This is a genomic window from Actinoplanes sp. NPDC026619, from assembly GCF_040638295.1.
Taxonomy (GTDB): Bacteria; Actinomycetota; Actinomycetes; order Mycobacteriales; family Micromonosporaceae; genus Actinoplanes.
Genome location: NZ_JBEZYA010000006.1, coordinates 51,396 through 77,008, shown reverse-complemented (window position 1 = coordinate 77,008; position 25,613 = coordinate 51,396). Strand labels below are relative to the sequence as shown.

Below are 25,613 nucleotides of genomic sequence, written 5' to 3'. Positions count from 1 at the left end.
ACTTGTCGGAAAATCCCGTATATCTAGGGTTTGATCTTGCGGGGCTGGGGAAGCGCTTCCCGGAACTGGATCGCGCAGAATGCCGGAATCGGTGGGCGATGGTGCTTTTGCTGATCAGCGCCGGAACCGGTTCCGGGGTCTTGGTTATCGGGGTTCGGCAAAGACGTCCATGACAACGAAAGGGAATTTGTGTCATGGCTCTGAGCTGGGAGTCTGCCCGAAAGGGCAAGAGTCGGAGGGGCCCCGTTGGCGCATGGTTGTGACATCCGCAAGCACGCCTCTGTTATCGATCGGTTCCGGAACTGTGTCCAGCTCTGGACAGGGCGTCGGAGGGCTACCTAGCTTCAGTGGCGGGGGAGCGCTCTCCCCGTTCGTGTGGAGAGTTCCGCCTCCCCAGGGTGCAAGCAGTCCCCCTTGCAAGTCCCCGCCCTAGGAGAAGCAATGACCATCCCCGCAAGCTCCGCACCCCTGCGGAGACGCTCCCCCTGGCGCCTCGGTGCGATCGGTGGCCTCGTCGCCGCCGTCGTCGCCGGGTACGCCGCGATCACCATGGTTGGCGCCAGTGCCGCGGAAACCCTGCTCTCGCAGGGCAAACCGGCCACCGCGTCGTCGACCGAGGCGGCCGGCGCCTACCTTGCGTCCGAGGCCGTCGACGGCAACACCGGCACCCGCTGGGGTTCGGCGTTCTCCGACCCGCAGTGGCTGCAGGTCGACCTCGGCAGCTCGCAGTCGATCACCCGGGTCGAGTTGAACTGGGAGACCGCGGCGGCCAAGGCGTTTCAGATCCAGGTGTCGGACAACGCGTCGACCTGGACCTCGATCTATTCGACCACCACGTCGACCGGTGGGAACCAGTCGCTGACGGTGAGCGGCACCGGGCGCTATGTCCGGATGTACGGCACCCAGCGCACCACCGGCTACGGCTATTCGCTCTGGGAGTTCAAGGTTTACGGCGGCGGCACGACCACACCGACCACGCCTCCGACGACGCCGCCCACCACCGGGCCGACCGTCCCGGGTGGTGGCTCGCTGGGCGCCAACGTGATCGTTTTCGACCCTTCGCAGTCGACCGCGACGATCCAGGCGCAGGCCGACACGATCTTCAAGCAGCAGGAGTCGAACCAGTTCGGCACCCAGCGGTACGTGCTGGCGTTCAAGCCGGGCACCTACAACGGCCTGAACATCCAGGTCGGCTTCTACACCTCGGTCGTCGGGCTCGGGCAGAACCCGCAGGACACCCGGATCAACGGTGACATCACCGTCGACGCCGGCTGGATGGCCGGAAACGCCACCCAGAACTTCTGGCGGTCGGTGGAGAACCTGTCGCTCTACCCGGTTTCCGGCGACGACCGGTGGGCCGTCTCGCAGGCCGCTCCGTTCCGGCGGATGGACATCCACGGCGGCGTGAACCTGGCGCCGAACGGCTACGGCTGGGCGTCCGGCGGCTACATCGCCGACTCGCGGATCAGCGGGGTCGAGGGTCAGTACTCGCAGCAGCAGTGGTTCACCCGGAACAGCCAGATCGGGTCGAACTCGAACGCCGTGTGGAACCAGGTGTTCGTGGGTGTGCAGGGCGCTCCGGCGACCAGCTTCCCGAACCCTCCCTACACGACGATCGCGTCGACGCCAGTGATCCGGGAGAAGCCCTACCTGTACCAGGCCGGCGGGGCATACGCGGTTTTCGTGCCTAACCTGTCAACCAATTCGTCCGGCGTGAGCTGGGCGAACGGCAACACGCCCGGCACGTCGATCCCGCTGACCCAGTTCTATGTGGCCAAGCCGGGCGATAGCGCCGCGACGATCAACCAGGCTCTCGCGCAGGGCCTCAACCTGATCTTCCAGCCGGGCGTCTACCACGTGAACCAGACGATCAACGTGACCCGGGCGAACACCGTGGTGCTCGGCCTCGGCTACGCGACGATCATCCCCGATGGTGGCGTCACCCCGATGCAGGTGGCCGACGTGGACGGCGTGAAGATCGCCGGCATCCTCTTCGACGCGGGCACCACCAACTCGGCGAACCTGCTGGTCATCGGGCCGTCCGGTTCATCCGCGTCGCACGCTTCCAACCCGACCACCGTTCAGGACGTCTTCTTCCGGATCGGTGGCTACATCGCCGGCAAGGCCACCAACAGCCTGCTGGTGAACAGCAGCAACACGATCATCGACCACATCTGGGCGTGGCGGGCCGACCACGGCAACGCCGGCACGTACGGCTGGACGGTCAACACCGCGGACAGCGGCCTGATCGTGAACGGGCAGAACGTCACCGCGTACGGCCTGTTCGTCGAGCACTACCAGAAGAACGAGGTGCTCTGGAACGGCAACGGCGGCCGCACCTACTTCCTGCAGAACGAGCAGCCGTACGACCCGCCGTCCAACGCCGTGTGGCGTACCGACGGCACCGGTTACCCGGCGTACAAGGTGGCCGACAGCGTCACCAGCCACGAGGCGTGGGGCATGGGCAGCTACGCGTTCTTCCAGAACAACCCGGCCGTGCACTCGGCGAACGGGTTCCAGGCGCCGGCCAACGGCGGGGTGAAGCTGCACAACATCTTCACCATCTCGCTGGCCTCGGGCACGATCGACCACGTCGTCAACGGGATCGGCGACGCGGCCACAGCGGATGCGGTCGTCCCCCGCACCGTGACGAATTTCCCCTAGGGAATCTCACCGCTGCCGCGCGGGATCAGGGTCGTCGGGATCCTGATCTCGCGTGGCGGTCCGTCGAAGCCGTCGATGCGCTCGAACAGCGCGTCGACGGCTGATCAGGCTGCGGGCCGCGAAGATCGCCCGCGTGTGCCCGTGCGAAACGAGGTGGCGGATCGCGCTCGCGGCCCCCGCCACGTTCGTCGACACGACCGCGTCGGCATCGTCCGCGGCGCGATCCACGAACACCGCCGGCAGCCGTTTCGGGCGGTATCCATCGGTGATCAGCCCGTCGAAGGCCTCGTCCTCGCCGCCGTCACGCACCTGGAAGCCGAGCTTGCGGCCCTGATCCTCGACGACCCGATGCAGGGCAGCATCTTCCAGCAACACCGCGATGGTCCTGCCCATGTCCAGACCTCCATCGACGCCGCATCACCGAGCGCTACGTAATCGAAACACATCGTTGACATGTTGTGAACACGGTCGTCTACTTGCCTGGCAGCGATGATGCTCAATCGATTTGGAGGAGGCATGCGCGATCCCACCAAATCCAGGACCGTCGCGACGTGCTGCGTGCTGATGTTGGCACTCGGCACGACCGCGGCCTGCAACCGCGCTTCCGGCGAGGACGTGGTCGGGCTAATCACCAAGACCGACACGAACCCCTTCTTCGTGCAGATGCGGAAAGGCGCCCAGGGCGCGGCGAAAGCCCAGGGTGTCGAATTGCAGAGCTTCGCCGGCAAGCAGGACGGCGACAACGAGGCCCAGGTGCTGGCGATCGAGAACCTGATGTCGTTCGGCGCCAAGGGCTTCCTGATCACCCCGAACGACTCGAAGGCGATCGTCCCCTCCCTCGACCGGGCGCACGAGCAGAAGATGCTGGTGATCGCCCTGGACACCCCGGTCGACCCGCCCAACGCCGCCGACGCCACCTTCGCCACCGACAACTACCAGGCCGGCAAGCTGATCGGGCAGTGGGCCAAGGCGAAGTTCGAAAAGGACGGCAAGCAGGCGAAGATCGCGATGCTGGATCTCAACGCCAACCAGGTCTCCGTGGACGTCAAGCGGGACCAGGGCTTCCTCGACGGCTTCGGCATCCAGGTCGGCGACCCCAACAAGATCGGCGACGAGAACGACCCGCGGATCGCCGGGCACGACGTCACCGAGGGCGCCGAGGACGGCGGCCGGACCGCGATGGAAAACCTGCTCCAGAAAGATCCGTCGATCAACCTGATCTACACGATCAACGAGCCCGCGGCGGCCGGGGCCTACCAGGCCCTGAAATCCGCCGGGAAGGACAAGGACGCGGTCATCGTCTCGATCGACGGCGGCTGCCCGGGCGTCGACAACGTGTCCAAGGGGATCATCGGGGCCACTTCGATGCAGTTCCCGCTCAAGATGGCGCAGATGGGAGTCGACGCCATCGCGGCGTTCGCCAAGGACGGCACCAAGCCGCAGGTGACGCCGGGCAAGGACTTCTACGACACCGGTACCCAACTGATCACTGACGATCCGCAGGCCGGCGTGGAGGCGAAAGACTCCGCGTGGGGCAAGCAGAACTGTTGGGGTTGAGAATGGCGACAACCGCCTCTGCTGACTTCGATGTGCGCCGGAACGAGTCGCTCGGCCTGCGCCTGCAACATGTCCTGCACTCCAACCCGGTCTTCGGACCCCTGGCCGTGCTGATCGTCGCGATCATCGCGTTCTCGATCGTCAACGGCCGGTTCCTGACCGCGACCAACCTCTCCCTCGTCCTTCAACAGGTCACGGTCATCGCCGTACTCGCTCTCGGGCAGACGTTGATCATCCTGACCGCCGGCATCGACCTGTCCACCGGCGCCATCGCCGTCTTCTCCTCGATCCTGATGGCGACGTTCTGCACCAAGGGCGGGATGCCCGGGATCATCGCGCTGGTGCTCGGGCTCGCCTTCGGCACCGCGATGGGCGCGCTCAACGGCTTCCTCGTCACCCGGATCAAACTGCCCCCGTTCATCGTCACCCTGGGCACGCTGACCATCTTCTTCTCGCTCAACTCGGTGGTCAGCAACAGCGAGACGGTGCGCGGCACCGACATGCCCGGACTGATGACCTGGACCGGCAACTCGATCCCGATCGGGAGCTTCCGGCTCACCTACGGCTCGATCATCATGCTGCTGCTGTTCGCGTACTTCTTCTACGCGCTCTCCCGCACGGCCTGGGGCAAGCATGTGTACGCCACCGGCGACGACGTCGAGTCCGCGCGGCTCGCCGGCATCCAGACCAACCGGGTGCTGTTCTCCGTCTACACCGTGGCCGGCCTGCTCTACGCGGTCGGCGGCTGGATCCTCATCGGCCGCCTCGCCTCGGCCAGCCCGAACGTCGGCGTCGAATACAACCTCGACTCGATCACCGCCGTCGTGCTCGGCGGCACCAGCCTCTTCGGCGGCCGGGGCAGCGTCATCGGCACGCTGATCGGCGCGCTCATCGTCGGCGTTTTCCGCAACGGTCTGCAGCTGGGCGGGGTCGAGGTGGTCTGGCAGGGCTTCGCGATCGGCCTGCTCGTGCTGGTCGCAGTGTCTCTCGACCAGTGGATCAGGAAGGTGAAAACGTGACTACGCCAGTCTTGGAGGCCCGTGGCCTCACGAAACGCTACGGCCGGGTGGTCGCGATCGACGGCAGCGACCTCGAGCTCTACCCCGGCGAGATCCTCGCGGTGATCGGCGACAACGGCGCCGGCAAGTCCAGCCTGATCAAGGCCCTTTCCGGCGCCCTGATCCCGGACAGCGGCGAGATTCTCCTCGACGGCCAACCCGTCCATTTCCGTACGCCGATGGACGCGCGCGCCGCCGGCATCGAAACCGTCTATCAGACCCTGGCCGTGGCGCCCGGCCTGGACATCGCCGACAACCTGTTCCTCGGCCGCGAGGAACGCAAGCCCGGCGTGCTCGGCTCGGTGTTCCGGATGCTCGACCGCGGCCACATGCGCTCCGAGGCGAAACGGCACATGAGCGAGCTCGGCGTGGCCACCCTGCAGAACATCGGCCAGGCGGTCGAGTCGCTCTCCGGCGGCCAGCGCCAGGCGGTGGCGGTGGCCCGGTCGGCGGCGTTCGGCAGCAAGGTGGTGATCCTCGACGAGCCCACCGCGGCACTGGGCGTCAAGGAGGGCAACCGCGTGCTGCAGCTGATCCGCGACGTCCGCGACCGCGGCCTGCCGGTAATCCTGATCAGCCACAACATGCCGCACGTCTTCGAGGTGGCCGACCGCATCCACATCCAGCGCCTGGGCCGCCGGGCCACGGTGATCACCCCGAAGTCCCACTCGATGTCCGAGGCCGTAGCGATCATGACCGGCGCGGCCGAGCCCCCACCCCAGGCCGCCTGACGCGCGAAGGCCCCGAGATCCTCGGGGCCTTCGTTGCTACTTCTTCTTTTTGCCCTTCTTTCCGCCCTCGGCGGCGAAAAGTTCGGCCAGCATCTGTTCGTCACGTTCGTCGGCCATCTGCTGGGCCGTCTTCTGTTCGGGGATCAGCACCTTCCAGAAGACGAGGGCCAGGATGGCCATCCACGCCCACCACGGAATGCCTGACTCCGGGCCGAACAGATTGCTGGTCACGGTATAGGCCTTGTCCAGTACCTGGTCCATCGGTCGCTCCTCGTTGTCAGGGACGGCCGCAAGAATCGGACGGCAGGCTCGGCGGCTTAGGGTTTAGGCGCCCCAACCCGCCTGGTTGCCGCCCACCCGGTCGGCGATGATTTTCTCGTCGTAGCCGCTGCGCTTGTAGGCGGCGACCGGGTCCGGGTCCAGGCCGGCGTCGGCGCGCACCTCGGCGAGCAGCGGGCGGACGTCGGTGTTGTAGGCGTCCATGAAGACCGCGTTGGCCTCGAGGACGTCGCCGGAGTCCTGCGCGACGGTCAGCGCGGCCCGGTCGACCAGCAGGGCCTTGGCCGTTGCTTCCTGCACGTTCATCACCGAGCGGATGATCGCCGGGATCTTGCGCTCGATGTTGTGGCACTGGTCGAGCATGAAAGCGATCCCGTACGCCGGGTCTAGCGCGCCGGCGCGGACGATCTCGTACATGATCCGGAACAGCTGGAACGGGTCGGCGGCGCCCACCATCAGGTCGTCGTCGGCGTAGAAGCGGCTGTTGAAGTCGAAGGCGCCGAGCCGGCCCTGGCGGAGCAGGAACGCGACGATGAACTCGATGTTGGTGCCGGGCGCGTGGTGGCCGGTGTCGATACAGACGGTCGCGCGCTCGCCCAATTCGATGCAATGGGCGTACGACGTGCCCCAGTCGGGGATATCGGTGGCGTAGAAGGCCGGCTCGAACAGTTTGTATTCGAGCAGGATCCGCTGGTCGGGACCGAGCCGGTCGTACGTCTCGCGCAGTGCCGTCGCGAGCCGGTCCTGACGCGTACGCAAATCGTCTTGGCCTGGGTAGTTGATGCCGTCGGAGAACCAGAGCTTGAGGTCCTGCGAGCCGGTTTGATCCATGATGTCGATCGCCTCGAGGAGGTGATCGGTGGCCTTGCGCCGCACGCCGGCGTCGGGGTTGGTGACCGAGCCGAGCTTGTAGGCGTCGTCCTGGAAGACGTTCGTGTTGATCGCCCCGATGCCGACGCCCTGGTCGGTGGCGTACCGCGTGAGCGCGGCGTAGTCCTCGACCTTGTCCCACGGGATGTGCAGGGCGACCGTCGGCGCGACCCCGGTGAACCGGTGCACGGCCGCCGCGTCGGCGATCTTCTCCTCCGGATTGCGCGGCACCCCGGGCTGGGTGAAGACCTTGAAGCGGGTGCCCGAGTTTCCGTACGCCCAGGACGGCGTCTCGATGCGCTGCGCGGTGAGCGCGCGCTTGACTGCGGCGAGGTCAGCCATTGTCAGTTCTCCTCTAGGTGAAACACCTCGGTAAGGAGAGGGAATCCGTCATTCGGGCCGGTACCGGCGAAGAACGGCGCCATCTCCGCCTGCCATCTGGTATTGACGTCCAGCGCCTCCATTGCCGACTGGGACGTCGCGAGGTCATCCGCCTCCACGTAACCGATCAGCAGGCCGTCGGGGCGGAGGAAGAGGGAGTAGTTGCGCCAGCCGGTGGCCCGAAGTGCGTCCTGCATCTCGGGCCACACGGTCTGGTGCCGCTCCTTGTACTCCGCGATCCGGTCAGGGCGGACCTGGAGTTGGAAGCAGTAACGGGTCATGTCAGAAGTTGAACTTGTCGATGTTCTCGGCGGTGAACTCGGTCGGTGGGCCGAGCACGATCTCGCCGTCCTTGCCGACCGTGTATTCGCCGAGCTTGCCGGCGGTGAACTTGTCGCCCTCGGCGCCGGTGATCTGGCCACTCGAAAGAGCGGCGCCGGCGTACGCGGCCAGGTAGCCGATGTCGGCCGGGTTCCACAGGGCGAACTTCTTCACCGTGCCGTCCTTGACGTACTGCCGCATCTGGTTCGGCAGGCCCAGGCCGGTGACCTGCACCTTGCCCTTGTAGGACGAGCTTCCTACGTAACGGGCGGCGGCCGCGATGCCCACCGTCGTCGGGGCGACGATGACCTTCAGGTTCGGGTACGACTGGAGCAGGCCCTGGGCCTCCTGGAACGACTTCTGGTCGTCGTCGTTGCCGTAGGCGACCTTGACCAGCTTGAGCTTGGCGTACTCCGGCTTGGCCAGCTCGGTCTTCATCACCTCGATCCAGGAGTTCTGGTTCGTGGCGTTCGGCGTGGCCGAGAGCACGGCGATCTCTCCCGAGCCACCGGCCTGCTCGAGCGCCATCTTGGCCAGCGACTGGCCGATGCCCTCGGTGGTGGCCTGGTTGATGAACGCGTCCCGGCAGGTCTTGTTGGCGTCCGAGTCGAACGTGACGACCTTGATCTTCGCGGCCCGGGCCTGGTTCAGCGACGGGCAGACCGCGTTCGGGTCGTTGGCCGCCACGACGATGACGTCCTGCTGCTGCTGGATCAGGGTGTTGATGTAGGAGACCTGGGACGAGGCGGACGCGTCGTTCGGGCCGACGAGCTTGTATTCGTCCTTGAGCTCCTCGGTCGCGACCTTACCGCCGCCCACCTCGACATCCGTGTAGGGATTGTTGAGCTGCTTGGGCAGGAAAGCGATCTTCAGGCCCTCTTTGAGTTTCGCGTTCGGGTCCGCACTGGCGCCGGTCTGGGCACCGGCGCTGTCGCCGGCGGAACTGTCCTTGGTGGTGCCGCCGCACGCGGCGACAGCCAGGGTCAGGAGCGCGGCCGCGGGTATGACGGCCAAGCGGTGTCGGAACATGCTGGCTCCTTCTTCTAAACGGCGGACTGGCGGAGCCTGCGCCGCTGCCAGTTGCCACGGACCGAATTGACGACGTTGGGAAGCAGGACGGACAGCACGAGCAGAGCGCCCGTGACGATGTTGAGCGCCTGCCCGGAGACGTCTTCCAGGCGCAGCGCGTTCTGCAGCGCGGTCAGCAGCACCACACCGGCGAGGACGCCGGGCAGGCTGCCCTTGCCGCCGAAGATCGAGACGCCGCCCAGCAGGACGGCCGCGACCACGGCGAGTTCGAGGCCGGCGCCGTTGTCGGCGCGGGCACTGGAGTAGCGCAGCGTCCACAGCACACCGACCAGGCCGGAGACCGCGCCGCTCACGACGTACAGCCAGAATTTGGTGCGGGCCACCCGGATGCCGGCGAAGTGCGCGGCCTGCGCGTTCGCACCGATGGCGTAGAGCGACCGGCCGACCGGGGTGGCGTGCAGGACAACCCCGAAGATCAACGCGAAGACCACGATGAGTACGAGGATGTTCGTGGCGCCGCTGGTGACCCAGTTGGTGAAGCTGAGCGGGAAGTCGGCCACCGCGCCGTCGCCCAGCACCACGAAGGCGAGGCCGCGGTAGAGCGCCAGCGTGCCGATCGTGACCGCGAGCGACGGCAGGCCGAGCCCGGTGATCAGGAAGCCGTTGAGCGCCCCGGCGATCGCACCGATCAGCACGCAGAGCGGGATGATCGTCTGGATCGACAGGCCCTGGTTCCAGAACCAGCCCATCAGCGAGCTGGTCAGGCCGAGGGTGCTGGCCACCGACAGGTCGATCTCGCCGGTCACGATGATGAACGTCATCGGCAGCGCGACCAGGATGAGTGGCATCAGGTCGAGCACCATGAAGGTGAAGTTCCGGCTCGTGCCGAAGTTGTCCACGATCAAAGACGCGATTACGAGTACGGCGACGGTCAGCAGAATGATGATGCTGTCCCAGCTTGCCAACCGCTTAGACATGCGCGTCCCTCCTTCGCAGCGAGCGGGCGATGCGCACCGCGACGAGGCGGTCGGCGCAGATGGCCAGGATGATCAGCGCGCCGACGATGGCCTGTTGCCAGAACTGGTTGATGTCGAGCACCGCGAGGGCGCTGCTGATCACCGTGAGCAGCAGTGCGCCGAGGCCGGCGCCCCAGGCCGTGCCGCTGCCGCCGAAGACCGCGACCCCGCCGACCACGACCGCGGCCACCACGTTCAGCTCGTAACCGGTGCCGGCCGACGCGTCGACTGTGCCGAACCGGGCCGCGAACAGCACCCCGGCCAGGCCGGCCAGGGCGCCACTGAGGACGAACGCGCCGAGCAGGTTGCGGGCGACCTTGATGCCGGCCAACTCGGCGGCCTGCGGGCTGGAACCCATCGCGTACAGCTCGCGGCCGACCCGGTAGTTGCGCATCACCAGGCTGGTGCCGGCCACCACGATCAGCGCGATCAGCACCAGCCAGGGGATGCCGAGGAGGTTGTCGTTGGCGAAGTTCAGGAAGTGCGGGGGCAGCTCGTCCGCGTTCACCTGCGAGCCACCGGCCCAGGAGTAGGTGATGCCGCGGTACATGTAGAGCGTGCCCAGGGTCACGACCAGCGCCGGAACCTTGCCGTAGCGGACCAGCACGCCGTTGAGCAGGCCCGCCAGGGCGCCGACGGCGAGGCCGGCGACGATGGCCACGATCATCGGGAGGCCGGGGTGGTCGCTCATCATGGTGGCGACCGCGAAGGCCGAGATGCCGAGCACCGAGCCCACGCTCAGGTCGATGTTCCGGGTGATCACGACGACCGCCTGGCCGGTGGCCATCACCGCGAGGATCGCGGTGTTCAGCAGGTTGTCGCGGATGCTCTGCCCGGACAGGAAGCGCGAGTTGTTGATCGTCGTGTAGAGGACCAGAGCAGCCAGCGCGAGCACGATGCCGAGCTCGCGGGTTTTCAAGATCGCGCGAGGGGATTTCGCTGCCATCGACGTCATGCCGCCTCCTGGCCCATCGCGGCGTACATAACGGACTCTTCGGTTGCTTCTGCTTTTGACAGCGTGGCGGCCACCCGGCCTTCACGCAGCACCACGACCCGGTCGGCCATGCCCAGCACCTCGGGCAGCTCGGACGAGACCATGACGACGGCGAGACCGTCCGCCGCGAGTGACGACATCAGCCGGTGCACCTCGGCCTTGGTGCCGACGTCGATGCCGCGGGTCGGCTCGTCGACGATCAGCAACTGCGGGGCGGTGGACAGCCACTTCGCCAGGACGACCTTCTGCTGGTTGCCGCCGGAGAGGGTGCCGACCGCGTCGGACAGGTTGCCCAGCTTGGTCTGCAATCGTTGCGTCCATCTCTCCGCGGAGGAACGCTCGGCGCCGCCGAACAACAGGCCGAGGCGGGCGAGCTTGCGGGCCCGGGGGAGGGTCACGTTGCGCTCGATCGACAGCTCCATCACCAGGCCCTGCTGGCGCCGGTCCTCGGGGACGAGCGCCAGGCCGGCCGCCATCGCGGCTCGTGGCGAGCCCGGCTTGAGCCGCTTGCCCTTGACCTTGACCGTGCCGGAGTCGTAGGGGTCGACGCCGAAGACCGCCTGCACCACCTCGGAGCGGCCCGCGCCGACCAGGCCGGCGAGCGCGACGATCTCCCCGGCCCGGACCGTGAACGAGACGTCGCGGAAGACGCCCTCCCGGCTGAGCCCCGCCACATCGAGCATCACCTCGCCCGGCTCGACCTCCTGCTTGGGGAAGAGCGCGCTCAGATCGCGGCCGACCATCCGGCGGATCATGTCGTCGACGGTGAGGTCGGCGACCAGCTCGGTCGCGACGAGCTTGCCGTCTCGCATGATCGTCACGCGCTGGCAGAGCTCGGTGATCTCCTCGAAGCGGTGCGAGATGAACAGGATCGCGGCACCCTCCTCGCGCAGGGACCGCACGACTGAGAACAGCCGCTCGACCTCCACCCGGGACAGTGCGGCGGTCGGCTCGTCCATGATCAGGATGCGGGCCTCGCTGGACAGCGCCTTGGCGATCTCGACGAGCTGCTGGTCGGCGATCGACAGGCCGCGGGCCGGCCGGGTCGGGTCGAGGTGCACGCCCAGCCGGCGGAACAGCCGCTCGGCGTTGGCGTGCATGGCCTTGCGGTCGATCTGGCGCAGCCGGGTCAGCGGCTGATTGCCCATCGCGATGTTCTCCGCGACGGAGAGGTCGGGGAAAAGTGTGGGCTCCTGGTAGATCACCGCGATGCCGGCGGCTTTGGCGTTGGCCGGGCCGGCGAAGTCGACATCGTTGTCATCCATGCGGAGCGTGCCGGTGTCTGGGCGGTGCACACCGGCGAGCATCTTCACGATCGTGGACTTGCCCGCGCCGTTCTCCCCGACGAGCGCGTGGGCCTCGCCGCCGAAAAGCGGGAAGCTGACGCCCTGCACCGCAGCGACCGCACCGAACGATTTCGTCACGTCGTGGACCTCGAGCAGGGCAGTTGCCACCGCCACGAGCCACCTCCGGAACTCGGGGTTGAAATGTTTCACAAACGTAGGTGGCGTCAATCACACATGTCAAGCGTTGGGTGGAAACCTGGCGGAAACACGGCCGTTGCGCAGGTGGCAGGTACCGTAAGATGCTGCTTCAACGTTTCAATGGGAGGTCTTGCGGTGCTGAACGGCAGGACGCCGTCCGTAAAGGACGTGGCCGCGGCCGCCGGTGTCTCGCTCGGCACGGTGTCGAACGTGATGAACCGCCCCGAGGTGGTCAGCGCCCGCACCCGCGAGCGGGTCGAGCGGGCGATGGCCGAGCTCGGTTTCGTCCGCAACGAGTCGGCCCGCCAGTTGCGCGCCGGCACCAGCCGCACCCTCGCCTACGTGATGCTCGACGGCACCAACCCGTTCTTCCACGACGTGGCGCAGGGCATCGAGCTCGCGGCGGAGGACGCCGACCTCTCCCTGTTCATCTGCAACAGCAACAGCCGCGCCGAGCGCGAGGAGGCCCACCTCGACCGCCTGCTCCAGCAGCGCGTCCAGGGCATTCTCATCACCCCGGTGAATTCCGAGGCCCCTTATCTGTACGACTTGACCCGCCGCGGCGTCCCGCTGGTGATAGTCGACCGCCGCCGAGATGACGAGAGCTGCTGTTCGGTCGCCGTCGACGATGTGCACGGTGGCCGGGTGGCGATCGAGCACCTGGTCGAGCAGGGCCACGCGCGGGTGGCGTTCATCGGCGGCCCCGAGTCGATCGGCCAGGTGCGCGAGCGCCTGCAGGGCGCCCGCGAGGTGTGGGCCGAGCTGGGCCTGCCCGCGGAGGACCTGGTCTACCTGCCGACCGAGGCGATGACCGTGGCCGGGGGCCGGTCAGCCGGCGAACGCCTGGCCGGTCTGCCCGCCCGCCGGCGGCCGACGGCTGCCTTCTGCGCCAACGATCTGCTCGCGCTCGGGCTGCTGCAGCAGGGCATCGGCTCCGGCTTGCGGGTCCCCGACGACCTGGCGATCGTCGGCTTCGACGACATCGAGTTCGCCGCGGCCGCCGCCGTCCCGCTGTCGTCGGTGCGCCAGCCCCGGCAGGAGCTGGGGCGGGCCGCCGCCGGCCTGGTGCTGGACGAGGCCACCAACCCCGACCATGAGCACCAGCAGCTCTTCTTCACCCCGGAGTTGGTGGCGCGCGCGTCGTCCAGGGGGCGTTAGCGCCTGTTTCAAAAAGGGGTCGAGCTGCGGTGAGATCCAGGTGTCGGCTGGGTGTGCGCCGGAATTGCCCGGATACCGGTGTTGTATCTGGGTGATTCCGGCGTGCGGCCAGGCAGCGGCTGGACCACGCCGCAGCACGGCATCCTTTTTGAAACAGGCGCTAACCGAACGGGTGGGACACGTCGATCGTCAGCATCGAGGCCAGCCGCTGGGTGACCGGGCGGGCCTCGAGGTGCAGGCGGGCGATGTTCGACCCGCTGTCCCCGATCACGGCCAGCAGCGCGAGTTCGCCGACCGCATAGACGGCGAGGTAACCGTTCTGGCTGCGGATCGTCACCTCGCTGAACCCGCCCTGCTGCAGAACGGCGCCGGTAGTGCGGCTGAGGCCGAACGCACCGGCCGCCAGTGCCGCGATGTCGTGCGGCTCGACGCCGGTCATGGTGTCGTGCAGGATCAGCAGTCCGTCGACGCCGGCGATGACGCAGCCGCGCACCCCGGCCACTTGATGCCGGAGCGCGGCCATCTCGCCGCGGACTGCCTGATAGGGGTCTGGGCCGGCGGTTTGCAAGGTGAAGCTCCCGTCAGCCGAGCTCATATTTCGAGCTCGGCCTCGATCTTGCGCAGCTGGTGGCGGGCGAGGCCCAGATTTGCCCGGCTCTTGTTGAGCGACAGGTAGAGGAACAGGCCCTGGCTGCCGCCGAGCAGGCGGATCAGGTGGTACTGCGAGTCGAGGGTGATCAGGATGTCCTCGATGCCGTCGCTGAAGCCGAGCATGTCGAGGGTGCGCAGCTTGGCGCGGACCACGTCGGTGTTGCCCGCGGCCGCGATGTTCATGTCCATGACTGCCCCGCCACCGAGCGTGCCGAGGGTCAGCCCGCTGGTGTGGTCGACGAGCGCGACGCCGATGGCACCGTCGATCGTCATGGCTTCCTTGAGGGAAGTCTCGATGTTCGCCACAAGTCCTCCTTGGTAGCGGCCCTGTCTCGCCTCGCTCTCGCGTGACCGGCGGGGACAGGCCCTCGCCAACCATGCCACCGCCGGAGTTGGTTGCCGCTGAAAGTAATACGGAATCGGTGCAGGTCAGGACGAAGATCGACATCATCTGGGTGATCGACCCCGGAGGGGGTCGGGTAACCGGTCAGCGAGATCATCGACTCGCCCGATGGACTTACCCGTGGGTAATCAGGGTGGCGGCGCGAATGGGCATCTTGACCGCGGGCGGTCCTCACCCGTAATCTGCGTGCAATCTCTGAAACGTTTCATGACGGGTGAGGAAATGACGAACCCCGCAGTGCGTGAGCTTCTGGAGCGCAGCAACCGACTCGGCTCGGATGCGCGCAACACCAACTACGCCGGGGGGAACACCTCGGCCAAGGGCACCGAGACCGATCCGGTCACCGGCGAGCCCACCGAACTCGTCTGGGTCAAGGGATCCGGCGGCGACCTCGGCACGCTGACCGAGAAGGGGCTCGCGGTGCTCCGGCTCGACCGGCTGCGCGCGCTGACCAGCGTCTATCCGGGCATCGAGCGCGAGGACGAGATGGTCGCCGCGTTCGACTTCTGCCTGCACGGCAAGGGTGGCGCCGCGCCCAGCATCGACACCGCCATGCACGGGCTCGTCGACGTCGCGCACGTCGATCACCTGCACCCCGACTCCGGCATCGCGATCGCCACCGCGGCGGACGGGCCGGCGCTGACCAAGGAGATCTTCGGCGACCGGGTGCTGTGGGTGCCGTGGCGGCGGCCGGGCTTCCAGCTCGGGCTCGACATCGCGGCGGTGCAGCGGGCCAACCCGCAGGCCATCGGCGTCATCCTCGGCGGACACGGGATCACCGCGTGGGGCGCCACCAGCGCCGAGGCCGAGGCCAACTCGCGCGAGATCATCGCGCTGGCCGCCGACTATCTGGCCGCGCACGGGCGCACGGAGCCGTTCGGGGCGGCCGTGCACACCACGCTGCCGCCGGAAGAGCGGAAGAACCGGGCGGCGGAGCTTTTCCCGATTCTGCGCGGGCTCGCGTCCACCGACCGGCCCCAGGTCGGCCACTACACCGACGGCGACGTCGTGCTCGACTTCGTCAACAGCGCCCGGCTGCCCGAGCTCGCCGCGCTCGGCACCTCCTGCCCCGATCACTTCCTGCGCACCAAGGTGAAGCCGCTGGTGGTCGACACCGCGCCGGACGCGCCGCTGGCGGAGGTGGCCGCCCGGCTCAAGGAGCTGCACGCGGCCTATCGGGACGACTACCGCGGCTACTACGAGCGCCACGCCACTGACGGCTCCCCAAAAATGCGCGGGGCCGACCCGGCGATCGTGCTGGTGCCGGGCGTGGGCATGTTCTCCTTCGGGGCCAACAAGCAGACCGCGCGGGTGGCCGGCGAGTTCTACGTCAACGCGATCAACGTGATGCGCGGCGCCGAGTCGGTGTCGACCTACGCGCCGATCGACGAAGCCGAGAAGTTCCGGATCGAATACTGGGCCCTGGAGGAGGCGAAGCTTCAGCGGATGCCGAAGCCGAAGCCCCTCGCGACCCGGATCGCGTATGTGACCGGCGGCGGCTCGGGCATCGGCCGGGCCATCGCGCTGCGGCTCGCCGCCGAGGGCGCCTGCGTGATCGTGGCCGACCGCGACTTCGAGGCGGCCAGGACGGTGGCCGGCGAGATCGGCGGAAGCGACGTGACTCTCGCCGTCGAGGCCGACGTGACCAGCGCCGACGCGATCACCGAGTCGCTCCGGGAGGCGGTGCTCGCGTTCGGCGGCGTCGACCTGATCGTCAACAACGCCGGGCTGTCCATCTCGAAGCCGCTGCTCGAGACGACCGAGGCCGACTGGGACCTGCAGCACGACGTGATGGCCAAGGGATCCTTCCTGGTCTCGCGCGAGGCCGCCCGGATCATGATCCCGCAGGGGATGGGCGGCGACATCGTCTATATCTCCAGCAAGAACTCGATCTTCGCGGGGCCGAACAACGTCGCCTACGGCGCCACCAAAGCCGACCAGGCCCATCAGGTACGCCTTCTGGCCGCGGAGCTCGGCGCCTACGGCGTACGCGTCAATGGCATCAACCCTGACGGCGTCGTCCGCGGCTCCGGGATCTTCGCCGGTGGCTGGGGCGCGAAGCGCGCGGCCGTCTACGGCGTGCCCGAGGAGAAGCTCGGCGAGTACTACGCGCAGCGCACGCTGCTCAAGCGCGAGGTCCTGCCCGAGCACGTCGCCAACGCGGTCTTCGCGCTGGCCGGCGGCGACCTCACGCACACCACCGGCCTGCACATCCCGGTCGACGCCGGGGTGGCAGCGGCATTCCTCCGGTGAAAGCGAAAGCGTTCGCCGCGGTCGATCTGGGCGCGTCCAGCGGGCGCGTCATGGTCGGCCTCGTCGAGCCCGGCCGGCTCGCCCTGTCGGAGGCGCATCGGTTCGGCAATGAGCCGGTGCGCGCCGGCGGCACCCTGCACTGGGACATCCTGCGCCTCTATCGCGGCGCGCTCGAAGGTCTCCGGAAAGCCGGCCCGGTGGACAGCATCGGGATCGATTCCTGGGCCGTCGACTATGGATTTCTCGACGCGTCGGGAGCGCTGCTCGGCAATCCGGTGCATTACCGGGACGCTCGGACGGAGGGCATCTCGGTGCCGGTTCCCGACGAGCGGCTCTATGCGATCACCGGCCTGCAGAAGCTGCCGTTCAACACGATCTATCAACTGGTGGCGGCGCGGGCGACGCCGCAATACGACGTCGCTGCGCAGATGCTGCTCATCCCCGATCTGCTGGCCTATTGGCTGACCGGGGAGCTGGGCGCGGAATACACGAACGCGTCGACCACGGAGCTGGTTGACGTGCGTACCCGCAATTGGTCCTTGTCGTTGATCGCCGAACTCGGCCTTCGGCCGTCGCTCTTTCCGGAGATTCGGCAGCCGGGTTCGGTGACGGGTTATTTCGGCGGTACGCCGGTGGTCGCGGTCGGCTCGCACGACACCGCTTCGGCCGTGGTCGGAGTGCCGGCCGCCGGCGAGCGATTCGCCTATATCTCCTGCGGGACCTGGTCGCTGGTCGGATTGGAATTGCCGCAGCCGGTGCTGACCGCCGCGTCGCGCGAAGCGAACTTCACCAACGAGGGCGGAGTCGACGGCACCATCCGTTATTTGCGCAATGTGATGGGCCTGTGGCCGCTGCAGGAGGCCATGCGGGAGTGGGAGATCTCCGATATCGCCGGGCTGCTGCGCGCGGCGGGCGGGGAACCGGCGCTCAAACACCTCGTGGATCTGGATGATCCGGTGTTCCTGCCGCCCGGAGACATGGTCGGGCGGCTGACCAGGGCGGCCGGGCTGCCGGACGATGCCACCCCGGCCGTGGTGACCCGGTGCATCCTGGACAGCCTCGCGCTCGCCCAGCGCAGCGCCATCGAGCAGGCCCAGGAGCTGGCCGGACGGGCGGTCGACGCGGTGCACATCGTCGGTGGCGGCGCCCGCAACGAGCTGCTCTGCCAACTCACCGCCGACGCCTGCGGGCTGCCGGTGCTCGCCGGGCCGGTCGAGGCGACCGCGCTCGGCAACGTCCTGGTTCAGGCCCGCGCGGCCGGCGTCATCGGCGGCGAGCTGGCAGCGCTGCGCGCCGTTCTGCGGGAGACTCAGCAGATCGTGCGTTACGAGCCGGGCGGCGACCCGGCCGCGTGGCGAGCGGCGGCCCAGCGAATCACCACGTAAGGGGTGGTCGGATGCGCATCGCGTTGTTCGTGACCTGCCTGGCGGACACCATGTTTCCGGCGGCGGCCAAGGCGACCGTGCTGCTGCTGGAGCGGCTCGGCCACGAGGTCGTCTTTCCACCGGAGCAGACGTGCTGCGGCCAGATGCACATCAACACCGGTTATCAGAAGGACGCGTTGCCGTTGGTCAAACGGCACGTCCAGACCTTCGAGCGGTTCGACGTGGTGGTCGCCCCGTCCGGCAGCTGTGTCGGCTCGGTGCGGCACCAGCACGCGATGGTGGCGGGCGACGACACGAAGCTCGCGGCTCGCGCTTCGGCGGTCGCTTCCCGTACGTACGAGCTGTCCGAGCTCTTGATCGATGTCCTCGGCGTCGAAGACGTCGGTGCCTACTATCCGCATCGCGTGACCTACCACCCGACCTGCCATTCGCTGCGGGTGCTGCGGGTGGGGGACAAGCCGGAACGCCTGCTCCGTAACGTCCGGGGCCTGGATCTGGTGGAGCTGCCGGCGGCCGAGCAGTGCTGTGGTTTCGGCGGCACGTTCTCGGTGAAGAACGCCGACACATCCACCGCGATGCTCGCCGACAAGATGCGGCACGTGCTCGACACCGGCGCCGATGTCTGCACGGCCGGTGACGCCTCGTGCCTGATGCACATCGGCGGTGGCCTGTCCCGGCTGCGCACCGGCGTGCGAACCGTCCACCTCGCCGAGATCCTGGCATCGACGGAGGCCTGATGAGCACGTTCCTGGGAATGCCGGTCCACGCGCCGCGAGGCGTCGGGCACCTGCGCGGCGACGAGTCCTTCCCGGCGGCGGCCCGCACGGCGCTGGCCGACTCGCAACTGCGGCGCAATCTTCAGCACGCGACCACCACGATCCGCGGCAAGTCCGGCCGGGTCATCGCGGAACTGCCGGACTGGCAGGAGCTGCGGGCGGCCGGTTCGGCGCTGAAGGCCCACACCATGGCGCACCTTCCGGAGTTGCTGGAGCAGCTCGAGGAGAAGGTCACGGCGGCCGGTGGGGTGGTGCATTGGGCGGCCGACGCCAACGAGGCCAATCAGATCGTCACCGATCTCGTGCGGGCGACCGGTTCGTCGCGGGTGATCAAGGTCAAGTCGATGGCGACCCAGGAGATCGGGCTCAACGAGGCGCTCGAGGCCGCCGGGATCACCCCGGTGGAGACCGACCTCGCCGAGTTGATCGTGCAGCTGGGCAACGACAAGCCCAGCCACATCCTGGTGCCGGCCATCCACCGGAACCGGTCGGAGATCCGGGAGATATTCCTGCGCGCCATGCCCGGCGTCGACCCGTCGCTGACCGACGATCCGCCGGTGCTGGCCGGCGCGGCGCGGCGCTATCTGCGCGAGACGTTCCTCAGCACCACCGTCGCGGTGTCCGGCGCCAACTTCGCGATCGCCGACACCGGGACGCTCGCTGTCGTCGAGTCGGAGGGGAACGGGCGGATGTGCCTGACCCTGCCGGAAACGCTGATCACCGTGATGGGCATCGAGAAGCTGGTGCCCACCTGGCAGGACCTCGAGGTCTTCCTGCAGCTGCTGCCGCGGGCGTCGACCGGGGAGCGGATGAACCCGTACACCTCGATGTGGACCGGGGTGACGCCGGGCGACGGGCCGCAGAACTTCCACCTGGTGCTGCTCGACAACGGGCGCACCGCGGTGCTCGCCGACGAGGTGGGACGGCAGGCGCTGCATTGCATCCGCTGCTCGGCCTGCCTCAACGTGTGCCCGGTCTACGAGCGGACCGGCGGGCACGCCTACGGCTCGGTCTATCCGGGGCCGATCGGCGCGGTGCTGTCGCCGCAGCTCACCGGGGTGGAAGACAATGCCAGCCTGCCGTACGCGTCGTCGCTGTGCGGGGCCTGCTTCGATGCCTGCCCGGTGAAGATCGATATCCCGTCGATCCTGGTGCACCTGCGCAATCAGGCGCCGCATCCGCGAACCGAAGCGGCGGTGATGGCGGCCGCGGCGTACACCATGGATCACCCGCGCCTGTACGCGTCCGCGCAGCGCGCCGCGAAGCTGTCCCGGATCGCCGGCCGGCGAGGCCGCGGCTTGCCCCCGCCGTTGAACGGCTGGACCGCCAGTCGCGATCTGCCGGCACCGCCGCCGGAGACCTTCCGGGATTGGTGGCGGAACCGATGAGCTCGAAGGACGTCGTTCTCGGCCGCATTCGCGCGGCGCTCGCCGACGGCACGCCGGCCCCGGAGATTCCCCGCGACTACCGCCGTGGCCCGGCCAGGGTGGACCTCGATCTGCTGGTCGAGCGCCTGATCGACTACAAGGCGGTGGTCCATCGGCTGGTACCGGCCGAACCCGAGATGGGGATCGAGGGAAGTGGACCGCAGGTCGGGCCGACGGTGGACAAAATCGATGTGACGGCGGCCATCCGCGCGGCCATCTCCGACATCCTGCCGTCGGGAACCGTCGTCGTGCCGCCCGGTCTGCCCGCCGGCTGGCTGCCCGACGGCGTCGAGGCGCTCGTCGACGACGGACTGCCCGCCGACCGGATCGCGGCCACCGACGGCGTGGTGACCGCCTCGGCCGTCGCCGTCGCGGAGACCGGGACGATCGTGCTGGACGCGTCGCCGGACCAGGGGCGGCGGATCATCTCGCTCCTGCCCGACCTGCACATCTGCGTGCTCCGCACGGATCAGGTGGTCGCCTCGGTGCCGGAGGCGCTCGAGCGGCTCGACCCGACCCGGCCGCTCACCTGGATCAGCGGCCCGTCCGCCACCAGCGACATCGAGCTCAACCGGGTGGAGGGCGTGCACGGCCCGCGGAACCTGCACATCATCCTGCTGCCGGCCTGACCAGGCCGGTCTCGTAGGCGATCACCACGAGCTGGGCCCGGTCGTGCGCGGCCAGCTTGGTCATGGTGCGGTTGACGTGCGTCTTCACCGTGTGCGGGCTGACCACGAGGTGCGCCGCGATGTCGTCGTTGGAGAGGCCCGCGCCGACCAGCGCCAGGATCTCGCGTTCGCGATCGGTCAGGCCGGCCAGCCGCGCCGCGGAGGGGCCCGCCGGGCGCTCGGGGTGCGACAGGTAACGGGCGATCAGGCTGCGGGTGGCCGCCGGAGTGAGCAGGGCGTCGCCGCGGTGGATCACCCGGATGGCGTGCAGCAGCTCGCGCGGCTCGGCGCTCTTGCCGAGAAAGCCGCTGGCCCCCGCGCGCAGCGCCGCGAAGACGTACTCGTCGATCTCGAAGGTGGTCAGGATCAGCACCCGGGTGGCCGTTCCGGTGGCGGTGATCTGGCGGGTGGCGGCCAGGCCGTCGAGGTCCGGCATGCGAATGTCCATGAGCAGCACGTCCGTGTCGCCGCGTCGGGCCAGCTCGATCGCCTCGTGACCGTTGCGGGCCGTCCCGGCGACGCTCATGTCCGGGGCGGACTCGACGAGCGTGGCGAAACTGGCCACGAGTAACGGCTGGTCGTCGGCCAGACCCACGCGGATCATGCGGGATCCTCGATCGCGCGGATCATGCGGGATGCCCGATCGGAAGCCGGGCGCTCACCCGGAAGCCGCCGTCGTGGTGTGGCGTCGCGGTCAGCTCGCCGCCGAGCGCGGTCACCCGCTCCCGCATGCCGACCAGCCCATGCGCTGCGGCGAAGCCGGTGACCGGCGGCCCGTCGTTCGCCACCAGCACGATCAGGTCGGCGCCGGCGCGCTGCAGGTCGAGCGTCACCGCGACCGAGCCCGCGTGCTTGCGCACATTGGTCAGCGATTCCTGCACCACCCGGAACACCACCGCGTCGATCGCCGGCGGCAAGCCTTCGCCGATCGGCCGGTAGGTGATCGTCAGGCCGGACCGCCGGAACGTGGCGAGCAGGTCATCCAGGCCGGCGGACGGTTCGACCAGCACGGACGGCTCGCCGGGCCGGCGCAGCAGGCCGACCGCGTCACGCAGCTCGTCGAGAGCCGAGCGGCTGCTCAGCCTGATCTGCTCCAGCGTCTCGCGCAACGGCGCCGGACCATCGGTCAGCACGTGGCCGGCCACCCCGGCCTGCACGTTGATCAGGGCGAGGTGGTGGCCGACGCTGTCGTGCAGGTCGCGGGCGATCCGCAGCCGCTCCGCGGCCACCCGTTCCTGGGCGCGTAGCAGCGCCTCGGCCTGATAGGCGCGCCGGTTGCGGGCCGCCTCGCCGGCCGCCACCGCCAGACCACCCAGCGCGGCCAGCGCGATGTTCTCGGCGCCGAGCCAGCGCCCCGACTTCGCCACCGTGTGGAACGCGCCGATCAGCAGCACCAACACGGCCGCCACCCACAGCGAGCGGCGGCGCGGGCCGCTCTCGGCCACCGTGTAGAGCGCGATCAGCGGCGCCGCCAGGATCAGCGTGCCGCCGCCGCTGCTCACCCGGGCCAGATAGGCCTCGGCCGCGACCGTGCTCACCAGCAGCGCCGGGTAGGGCCGGCGGCGGCGCAGCGCGAGTGCGCCGCAGGCGATCGCGGCCACCGCGGCGGCGATCGGGTCGCGCAGGTGGTGGCCGGTGTTCGTGGTCAGCAGCGCCGCCGCCCACACGACGATTGCGGTCGCGGTGTCGGCGACGTGCGGGCGGTGCCGGGCCATCCGGGCGAGGTGGCGCATGCGGAAACGGTACGGCCGCAAGCGCCGCCGGGGGATACCGCCGATGCGGTACTCCGAAGATGCCGCGGGCGGGGGATTCGGCCGGGCGCTTCGGCGGCGACAGTCGGGCGATGACCGATGTCGTCTTCAGTGGACTCTCCAAACAGTTCGGGGCGGTTTCCGCCGTACGCAATCTGACCTGTGCTCTGACGCCCGGGGTGACCGGATTCCTCGGCCCCAACGGGGCCGGCAAGACCACCACGCTGCGCATGCTGCTCGGGTTGGTGGGGCCGACCGCCGGGACCGCGACGATCGGCGGGCGCCGCTATGCCGACCTGCCGTATCCGCGCCGCGTGGTGGGCGCGCTGCTGGACGCGACCGGCTTTCATCCCGGGCGCACCGGACGCCAGCATCTGGTGATTTCCGCGGCGCAGTCGGGACTGTCCGCCTCGCGCGTGCCGGCGGTGCTTGATCAGGTGGAGCTCGGTGACGCGGCCGATCGGCGGGTGCGTGGTTATTCGCTCGGCATGCGGCAGCGGCTCGGGCTGGCCACCGCGCTGCTCGGCGATCCGCCGGTGCTGATCCTGGACGAGCCGGGCAACGGGCTCGACCCGTCCGGGATGGCGTGGTTGCGCCGTCTGCTGCGCTCGATGGTGACCGAGGGCCGGACCGTCGTGATCTCCAGCCATGTTCTGGCCGAGGTCGGGCAGATCGCCGATCGGGTGGTGATCGTCGATGCCGGGGAGTTGCGGTTCGCCGGGCCGCTGGCCGATCTGGGCGAGCTGGAGACGGCGTTCCTGCGGCTCACGGACGGTGTGCGATGAGTGTGCCGGCGGAGGCGCGCAAGCTCGTGACGGTGCGTGGCAACTGGCTGCTGCTGGCCATCGCGCAGCTCGTCGTGGTCGCCGGGGTGAGCGGCGTGCTGTCCCGGCGCGACGACCAGCGGGCGGCGGTTGCGCACGTCGGCCTGGTCTCGCTGTTCTCGCTGCTGCTCGGCGTCGTGGCGATGGCCGGCGAGTACCGGCACCGCACGATCACCGACACCTTCCTGGCCGTGCCCGCGCGGCGGCGGGTGGTGCTCGCGAAGCTGGCGGTGCTGGCGCCGGCCGGTCTCGTGTTCGGGGCGTCGGCGTCGGTGACGGCGCTGACCGCCGACGCGATCTGGGTCGGCGGCCGGCCCGATCTGGGTGCGCTCGGGCCGACCCTGGCCGGCGGGATCGTCTGGAACGTCGTGTTCGCCGCGCTCGGCGTCGGGGTCGGCGCGGTGATCACCAACGTCGGCGCGGCGGTGGCGGCGGCGCTCGCCTGGCTGGCGCTGGTCGAGGGGGTGGTCGCTCAGTTGATCGGCGACGCCGGTCGATGGCTGCCGTTCGCGCTGGGTGAGGCGCTGGTGGGTTTGCCGAACAACGCCGACCGGGTGACGCCGTGGCTGGCGGGGCTCGTGCTGGCGGGATACGCGGTCGTCTTCGCGGCGGTCGGTGTGGCGAGCGCGGTGCGTCGGGATGTGACCTAAGCTTCGGCGCCGTGGTTACCACCGAGACGGCGTGGCGGGCGGACTTCCGGCGCCGGTGGGCGGCGTTCGCGGCGAGTGAGGTCGGCAGCGCGGTCGGCTACTCGGCCCTCCCGATCGTGGCGGTGCTGGTGCTCGGGGTCTCCGACTTCCAGGTGTCGCTGCTGACCGTGCTGGCCGGCATCGTGAGCGCCGTCGTGGCGCTGCCGCTCGGGCCGTGGATCGAGCACCACCGCAAGCTGCCGGTGATGGTGGCGTCGGACCTGCTGCGCTTCGCCGCCGTCGTCTCGGTGCCGGTGGCGGCGCTCTTCGGCGTGCTGACCTACTGGCACCTGTGCGTGGTGGCCGTCTTGCAGATGGCCGCCCGCCTCGCCTTCGACTCGGCCGGCGTCGCGCAACTGCGCACGCTGGTGCCCGAGCCGCACCGGGCCGAGGCGAACGGGAAGTTCGAGACCACGCTGTGGACCGCGAACGCGGCCGGGCCGCCCATCGGTGGCGTGCTGATCTCCTGGCTGGGCGCCACCGTCGCGATGGCCCTCGACGCGGTCAGCTTCCTGATCTCGGCGCTCACGTTGCGCGGGCTGCGCAACCCGGAGCCGATCGCGCCGCGCACCGCCGAGCACCACTGGTTGCGGGACCTGACCGCGGGCTGGCGCTACATCTTCCGGCACCGCGGACTGACCGCGCTGTTCTGGAACTCGATGATCTTCGGGGGCTGCCTGATGGCCCTCACCCCGCTGCTCACCGTCTTCGTATTACGCGATCTCGGGTTCTCGGCGTGGCAGTTCGGCCTGATCACCGGTGTGTCCAGTGTGGCCGGCATCGTCGGCTCACTGGTGGTCAAGCCGCTGCGGCGGAGGCTCGGCGAACATCGGGTGCTGCTGTTCGCGGGGGTCGGCCGCAACCTGTGGCTCTTCCTGGTGCCGTTCGCGCCGGCCAGCACGGTCGGGCTGGTCATGCTGACCGCCGCCGACTTCCTGCTGGTGCTGTTCGCCGGGATGTTCAGCCCGACGTTCGCGACCTACCGGATGAACGCGACCGACGACGAGCACATGTCCCGCGTGGTGATGGCCTGGTCGATCACCAACAAGATCGTTCAGCCGGCCTGCATCGCCGCGGCCGGCCTTCTTGCCGCCGCTACCAGCGCCAAGACCGCCTTGATCGTCCTCGCCGCGGTGCTGTTGACCGGCATTGGGTTCCTGCCGTGGCGGCGCGATTCGCAATAGGTCCCTTTTGGGATGATGACGCGCGGGCTTTGATCGATGATGGTGGATTCCTTACGGCTT

General features: G+C 68.9%; 24 protein-coding genes and 1 pseudogene. 13 read left to right on the top strand and 12 right to left on the bottom strand.

The window, feature by feature from the left end:
- The first annotated feature begins 441 nt into the window (after positions 1–441).
- On the top strand, positions 442–2,664 hold the full coding sequence (locus AB0E90_RS15320) for a discoidin domain-containing protein (RefSeq protein ID WP_360404619.1): 2,223 nt from the start codon (positions 442–444) through the stop codon (positions 2,662–2,664).
- Between the two features lie 6 nt (positions 2,665–2,670).
- On the opposite strand, the gene AB0E90_RS15315 is transcribed toward AB0E90_RS15320, so the two are convergent.
- On the bottom strand, positions 2,671–3,057 hold the full coding sequence (locus AB0E90_RS15315) for a hypothetical protein (protein WP_360404616.1): 387 nt from the start codon (positions 3,055–3,057) through the stop codon (positions 2,671–2,673).
- 123 nt (positions 3,058–3,180) lie between these two features.
- Between AB0E90_RS15315 and AB0E90_RS15310 the strand changes: the two genes are divergently transcribed.
- From AB0E90_RS15310 to AB0E90_RS15300, 3 genes are read left to right on the top strand one after another with little or no spacing between them, the layout of a single operon-like run.
- Positions 3,181–4,221, top strand: coding sequence for a sugar ABC transporter substrate-binding protein (locus AB0E90_RS15310; RefSeq protein ID WP_360404613.1), 1,041 nt, complete (start codon positions 3,181–3,183; stop codon positions 4,219–4,221).
- A 2-nt stretch (positions 4,222–4,223) separates the two neighbouring features.
- Positions 4,224–5,240: an ABC transporter permease gene (locus AB0E90_RS15305; RefSeq protein WP_360404610.1), complete on the top strand. Its 1,017-nt coding sequence runs from the start codon at positions 4,224–4,226 to the stop codon at positions 5,238–5,240.
- A complete protein-coding gene (locus AB0E90_RS15300; protein ID WP_360404607.1) occupies positions 5,237–6,010 on the top strand; it encodes an ATP-binding cassette domain-containing protein in 774 nt (257 codons plus the stop codon). The genes AB0E90_RS15305 and AB0E90_RS15300 overlap by 4 nt, the downstream gene beginning before the upstream one ends.
- Before the next feature lie 36 nt (positions 6,011–6,046).
- Here the strand turns inward: AB0E90_RS15300 and AB0E90_RS15295 are convergent, their stop codons facing one another.
- The 7 genes from AB0E90_RS15295 to AB0E90_RS15265 all read right to left on the bottom strand — a co-directional run bounded on the left by AB0E90_RS15295 (position 6,047) and on the right by AB0E90_RS15265 (position 12,360).
- Positions 6,047–6,271 (bottom strand): hypothetical protein, encoded by a 225-nt coding sequence (locus AB0E90_RS15295; protein WP_360404604.1) that lies wholly within the window; start codon positions 6,269–6,271, stop codon positions 6,047–6,049.
- Positions 6,272–6,334: 63 nt separating this feature from the next.
- Positions 6,335–7,501 (bottom strand): L-rhamnose isomerase, encoded by a 1,167-nt coding sequence (gene rhaI, locus AB0E90_RS15290; RefSeq protein ID WP_360404601.1) that lies wholly within the window; start codon positions 7,499–7,501, stop codon positions 6,335–6,337.
- A 2-nt stretch (positions 7,502–7,503) separates the two neighbouring features.
- Positions 7,504–7,821 (bottom strand): L-rhamnose mutarotase, encoded by a 318-nt coding sequence (locus AB0E90_RS15285; protein WP_360404598.1) that lies wholly within the window; start codon positions 7,819–7,821, stop codon positions 7,504–7,506.
- Position 7,822: 1 nt separating this feature from the next.
- Positions 7,823–8,890 (bottom strand): rhamnose ABC transporter substrate-binding protein, encoded by a 1,068-nt coding sequence (gene rhaS, locus AB0E90_RS15280; protein WP_360404595.1) that lies wholly within the window; start codon positions 8,888–8,890, stop codon positions 7,823–7,825.
- Between the two features lie 14 nt (positions 8,891–8,904).
- The gene (locus tag AB0E90_RS15275) at positions 8,905–9,867 is read right to left on the bottom strand and encodes an ABC transporter permease (RefSeq protein ID WP_360404592.1); all 963 of its coding nucleotides are present in this window, start codon (positions 9,865–9,867) and stop codon (positions 8,905–8,907) included.
- Positions 9,860–10,861 carry an ABC transporter permease gene (locus tag AB0E90_RS15270; RefSeq protein WP_360404589.1) on the bottom strand — a complete coding sequence of 334 codons (1,002 nt, stop codon included), beginning with the start codon at positions 10,859–10,861 and terminating at the stop codon, positions 9,860–9,862. The genes AB0E90_RS15275 and AB0E90_RS15270 overlap by 8 nt, the downstream gene beginning before the upstream one ends.
- Positions 10,858–12,360, bottom strand: coding sequence for a sugar ABC transporter ATP-binding protein (locus tag AB0E90_RS15265; protein WP_360404586.1), 1,503 nt, complete (start codon positions 12,358–12,360; stop codon positions 10,858–10,860). Before AB0E90_RS15265 ends, AB0E90_RS15270 begins: the two co-directional genes overlap by 4 nt.
- 159 nt (positions 12,361–12,519) lie before the next feature.
- Here AB0E90_RS15265 and AB0E90_RS15260 point away from each other — a divergent pair, with 159 nt between their 5' ends.
- The gene (locus AB0E90_RS15260) at positions 12,520–13,542 is read left to right on the top strand and encodes a LacI family DNA-binding transcriptional regulator (RefSeq protein ID WP_360404583.1); all 1,023 of its coding nucleotides are present in this window, start codon (positions 12,520–12,522) and stop codon (positions 13,540–13,542) included.
- Between the two features lie 160 nt (positions 13,543–13,702).
- Here AB0E90_RS15260 and AB0E90_RS15255 read toward each other — a convergent pair whose 3' ends face one another.
- Both AB0E90_RS15255 and AB0E90_RS15250 read right to left on the bottom strand, forming a co-directional pair.
- The gene (locus tag AB0E90_RS15255; RefSeq protein WP_360404580.1) at positions 13,703–14,137 is read right to left on the bottom strand and encodes a roadblock/LC7 domain-containing protein; all 435 of its coding nucleotides are present in this window, start codon (positions 14,135–14,137) and stop codon (positions 13,703–13,705) included.
- Positions 14,134–14,499 (bottom strand): hypothetical protein, encoded by a 366-nt coding sequence (locus AB0E90_RS15250; protein WP_360404577.1) that lies wholly within the window; start codon positions 14,497–14,499, stop codon positions 14,134–14,136. Before AB0E90_RS15250 ends, AB0E90_RS15255 begins: the two co-directional genes overlap by 4 nt.
- A gap of 319 nt (positions 14,500–14,818) precedes the next feature.
- Between AB0E90_RS15250 and AB0E90_RS15245 the strand changes: the two genes are divergently transcribed.
- Genes AB0E90_RS15245 through AB0E90_RS15225 form a run of 5 tightly spaced genes read left to right on the top strand, consistent with a single transcriptional unit; the run spans position 14,819 to position 21,066 of the window.
- On the top strand, positions 14,819–16,849 hold the full coding sequence (locus tag AB0E90_RS15245; protein WP_360404574.1) for a bifunctional aldolase/short-chain dehydrogenase: 2,031 nt from the start codon (positions 14,819–14,821) through the stop codon (positions 16,847–16,849).
- Positions 16,846–18,234: a rhamnulokinase family protein gene (locus AB0E90_RS15240; RefSeq protein WP_360404571.1), complete on the top strand. Its 1,389-nt coding sequence runs from the start codon at positions 16,846–16,848 to the stop codon at positions 18,232–18,234. Before AB0E90_RS15245 ends, AB0E90_RS15240 begins: the two co-directional genes overlap by 4 nt.
- An 11-nt stretch (positions 18,235–18,245) precedes the next feature.
- Positions 18,246–18,971, top strand: a complete 726-nt coding sequence (locus AB0E90_RS15235) for a (Fe-S)-binding protein (RefSeq protein WP_360404568.1) — start codon at positions 18,246–18,248, stop codon at positions 18,969–18,971.
- Positions 18,971–20,398 carry a lactate utilization protein B gene (locus AB0E90_RS15230; protein ID WP_360404565.1) on the top strand — a complete coding sequence of 476 codons (1,428 nt, stop codon included), beginning with the start codon at positions 18,971–18,973 and terminating at the stop codon, positions 20,396–20,398. The genes AB0E90_RS15235 and AB0E90_RS15230 overlap by 1 nt, the downstream gene beginning before the upstream one ends.
- A complete protein-coding gene (locus AB0E90_RS15225) occupies positions 20,395–21,066 on the top strand; it encodes an LUD domain-containing protein (RefSeq protein WP_360404562.1) in 672 nt (223 codons plus the stop codon). The genes AB0E90_RS15230 and AB0E90_RS15225 overlap by 4 nt, the downstream gene beginning before the upstream one ends.
- On the opposite strand, the gene AB0E90_RS15220 is transcribed toward AB0E90_RS15225, so the two are convergent.
- Both AB0E90_RS15220 and AB0E90_RS15215 read right to left on the bottom strand, forming a co-directional pair.
- Complete coding sequence (locus tag AB0E90_RS15220; RefSeq protein WP_360404559.1) at positions 21,047–21,709, bottom strand: response regulator transcription factor; 663 nt, start codon at positions 21,707–21,709, stop codon at positions 21,047–21,049. The two genes, AB0E90_RS15225 and AB0E90_RS15220, sit on opposite strands and share 20 nt — an antisense overlap.
- A 22-nt stretch (positions 21,710–21,731) precedes the next feature.
- Positions 21,732–22,838, bottom strand: a complete 1,107-nt coding sequence (locus AB0E90_RS15215; RefSeq protein ID WP_360404556.1) for a sensor histidine kinase — start codon at positions 22,836–22,838, stop codon at positions 21,732–21,734.
- A gap of 110 nt (positions 22,839–22,948) precedes the next feature.
- Between AB0E90_RS15215 and AB0E90_RS15210 the strand changes: the two are divergent.
- The 3 genes and pseudogenes from AB0E90_RS15210 to AB0E90_RS15200 form a co-directional block, all read left to right on the top strand.
- A pseudogene (locus AB0E90_RS15210) lies at positions 22,949–23,566 on the top strand (ATP-binding cassette domain-containing protein); the annotation flags it as partial.
- A gap of 71 nt (positions 23,567–23,637) precedes the next feature.
- Positions 23,638–24,330 (top strand): hypothetical protein, encoded by a 693-nt coding sequence (locus tag AB0E90_RS15205; protein WP_360404553.1) that lies wholly within the window; start codon positions 23,638–23,640, stop codon positions 24,328–24,330.
- An 11-nt stretch (positions 24,331–24,341) separates the two neighbouring features.
- Positions 24,342–25,553: an MFS transporter gene (locus AB0E90_RS15200; protein WP_360404550.1), complete on the top strand. Its 1,212-nt coding sequence runs from the start codon at positions 24,342–24,344 to the stop codon at positions 25,551–25,553.
- The last annotated feature ends 60 nt before the right edge of the window (positions 25,554–25,613 follow it).

Excerpts from the sequence above, each read along its gene's own strand:
- AB0E90_RS15270 (WP_360404589.1), bottom strand. The coding sequence starts at position 10,861 with ATGACGTCGATGGCAGCGAAATCCCCTCGCGCGATCTTGAAAACCCGC.
- rhaI (WP_360404601.1), bottom strand. The coding sequence starts at position 7,501 with ATGGCTGACCTCGCCGCAGTCAAGCGCGCGCTCACCGCGCAGCGCATC.
- AB0E90_RS15205 (WP_360404553.1), top strand. The coding sequence starts at position 23,638 with ATGAGTGTGCCGGCGGAGGCGCGCAAGCTCGTGACGGTGCGTGGCAAC.
- AB0E90_RS15295 (WP_360404604.1), bottom strand. The coding sequence starts at position 6,271 with ATGGACCAGGTACTGGACAAGGCCTATACCGTGACCAGCAATCTGTTC.
- AB0E90_RS15320 (WP_360404619.1), top strand. The coding sequence starts at position 442 with ATGACCATCCCCGCAAGCTCCGCACCCCTGCGGAGACGCTCCCCCTGG.
- rhaS (WP_360404595.1), bottom strand. The coding sequence starts at position 8,890 with ATGTTCCGACACCGCTTGGCCGTCATACCCGCGGCCGCGCTCCTGACC.
- AB0E90_RS15215 (WP_360404556.1), bottom strand. The coding sequence starts at position 22,838 with ATGCGCCACCTCGCCCGGATGGCCCGGCACCGCCCGCACGTCGCCGAC.
- AB0E90_RS15305 (WP_360404610.1), top strand. The coding sequence starts at position 4,224 with ATGGCGACAACCGCCTCTGCTGACTTCGATGTGCGCCGGAACGAGTCG.
- AB0E90_RS15315 (WP_360404616.1), bottom strand. The coding sequence starts at position 3,057 with ATGGGCAGGACCATCGCGGTGTTGCTGGAAGATGCTGCCCTGCATCGG.
- AB0E90_RS15230 (WP_360404565.1), top strand. The coding sequence starts at position 18,971 with ATGAGCACGTTCCTGGGAATGCCGGTCCACGCGCCGCGAGGCGTCGGG.
- AB0E90_RS15255 (WP_360404580.1), bottom strand. The coding sequence starts at position 14,137 with ATGAGCTCGGCTGACGGGAGCTTCACCTTGCAAACCGCCGGCCCAGAC.
- AB0E90_RS15310 (WP_360404613.1), top strand. The coding sequence starts at position 3,181 with ATGCGCGATCCCACCAAATCCAGGACCGTCGCGACGTGCTGCGTGCTG.
- AB0E90_RS15220 (WP_360404559.1), bottom strand. The coding sequence starts at position 21,709 with ATGATCCGCGTGGGTCTGGCCGACGACCAGCCGTTACTCGTGGCCAGT.
- AB0E90_RS15275 (WP_360404592.1), bottom strand. The coding sequence starts at position 9,867 with ATGTCTAAGCGGTTGGCAAGCTGGGACAGCATCATCATTCTGCTGACC.
- AB0E90_RS15245 (WP_360404574.1), top strand. The coding sequence starts at position 14,819 with ATGACGAACCCCGCAGTGCGTGAGCTTCTGGAGCGCAGCAACCGACTC.
- AB0E90_RS15225 (WP_360404562.1), top strand. The coding sequence starts at position 20,395 with ATGAGCTCGAAGGACGTCGTTCTCGGCCGCATTCGCGCGGCGCTCGCC.
- AB0E90_RS15235 (WP_360404568.1), top strand. The coding sequence starts at position 18,246 with ATGCGCATCGCGTTGTTCGTGACCTGCCTGGCGGACACCATGTTTCCG.
- AB0E90_RS15285 (WP_360404598.1), bottom strand. The coding sequence starts at position 7,821 with ATGACCCGTTACTGCTTCCAACTCCAGGTCCGCCCTGACCGGATCGCG.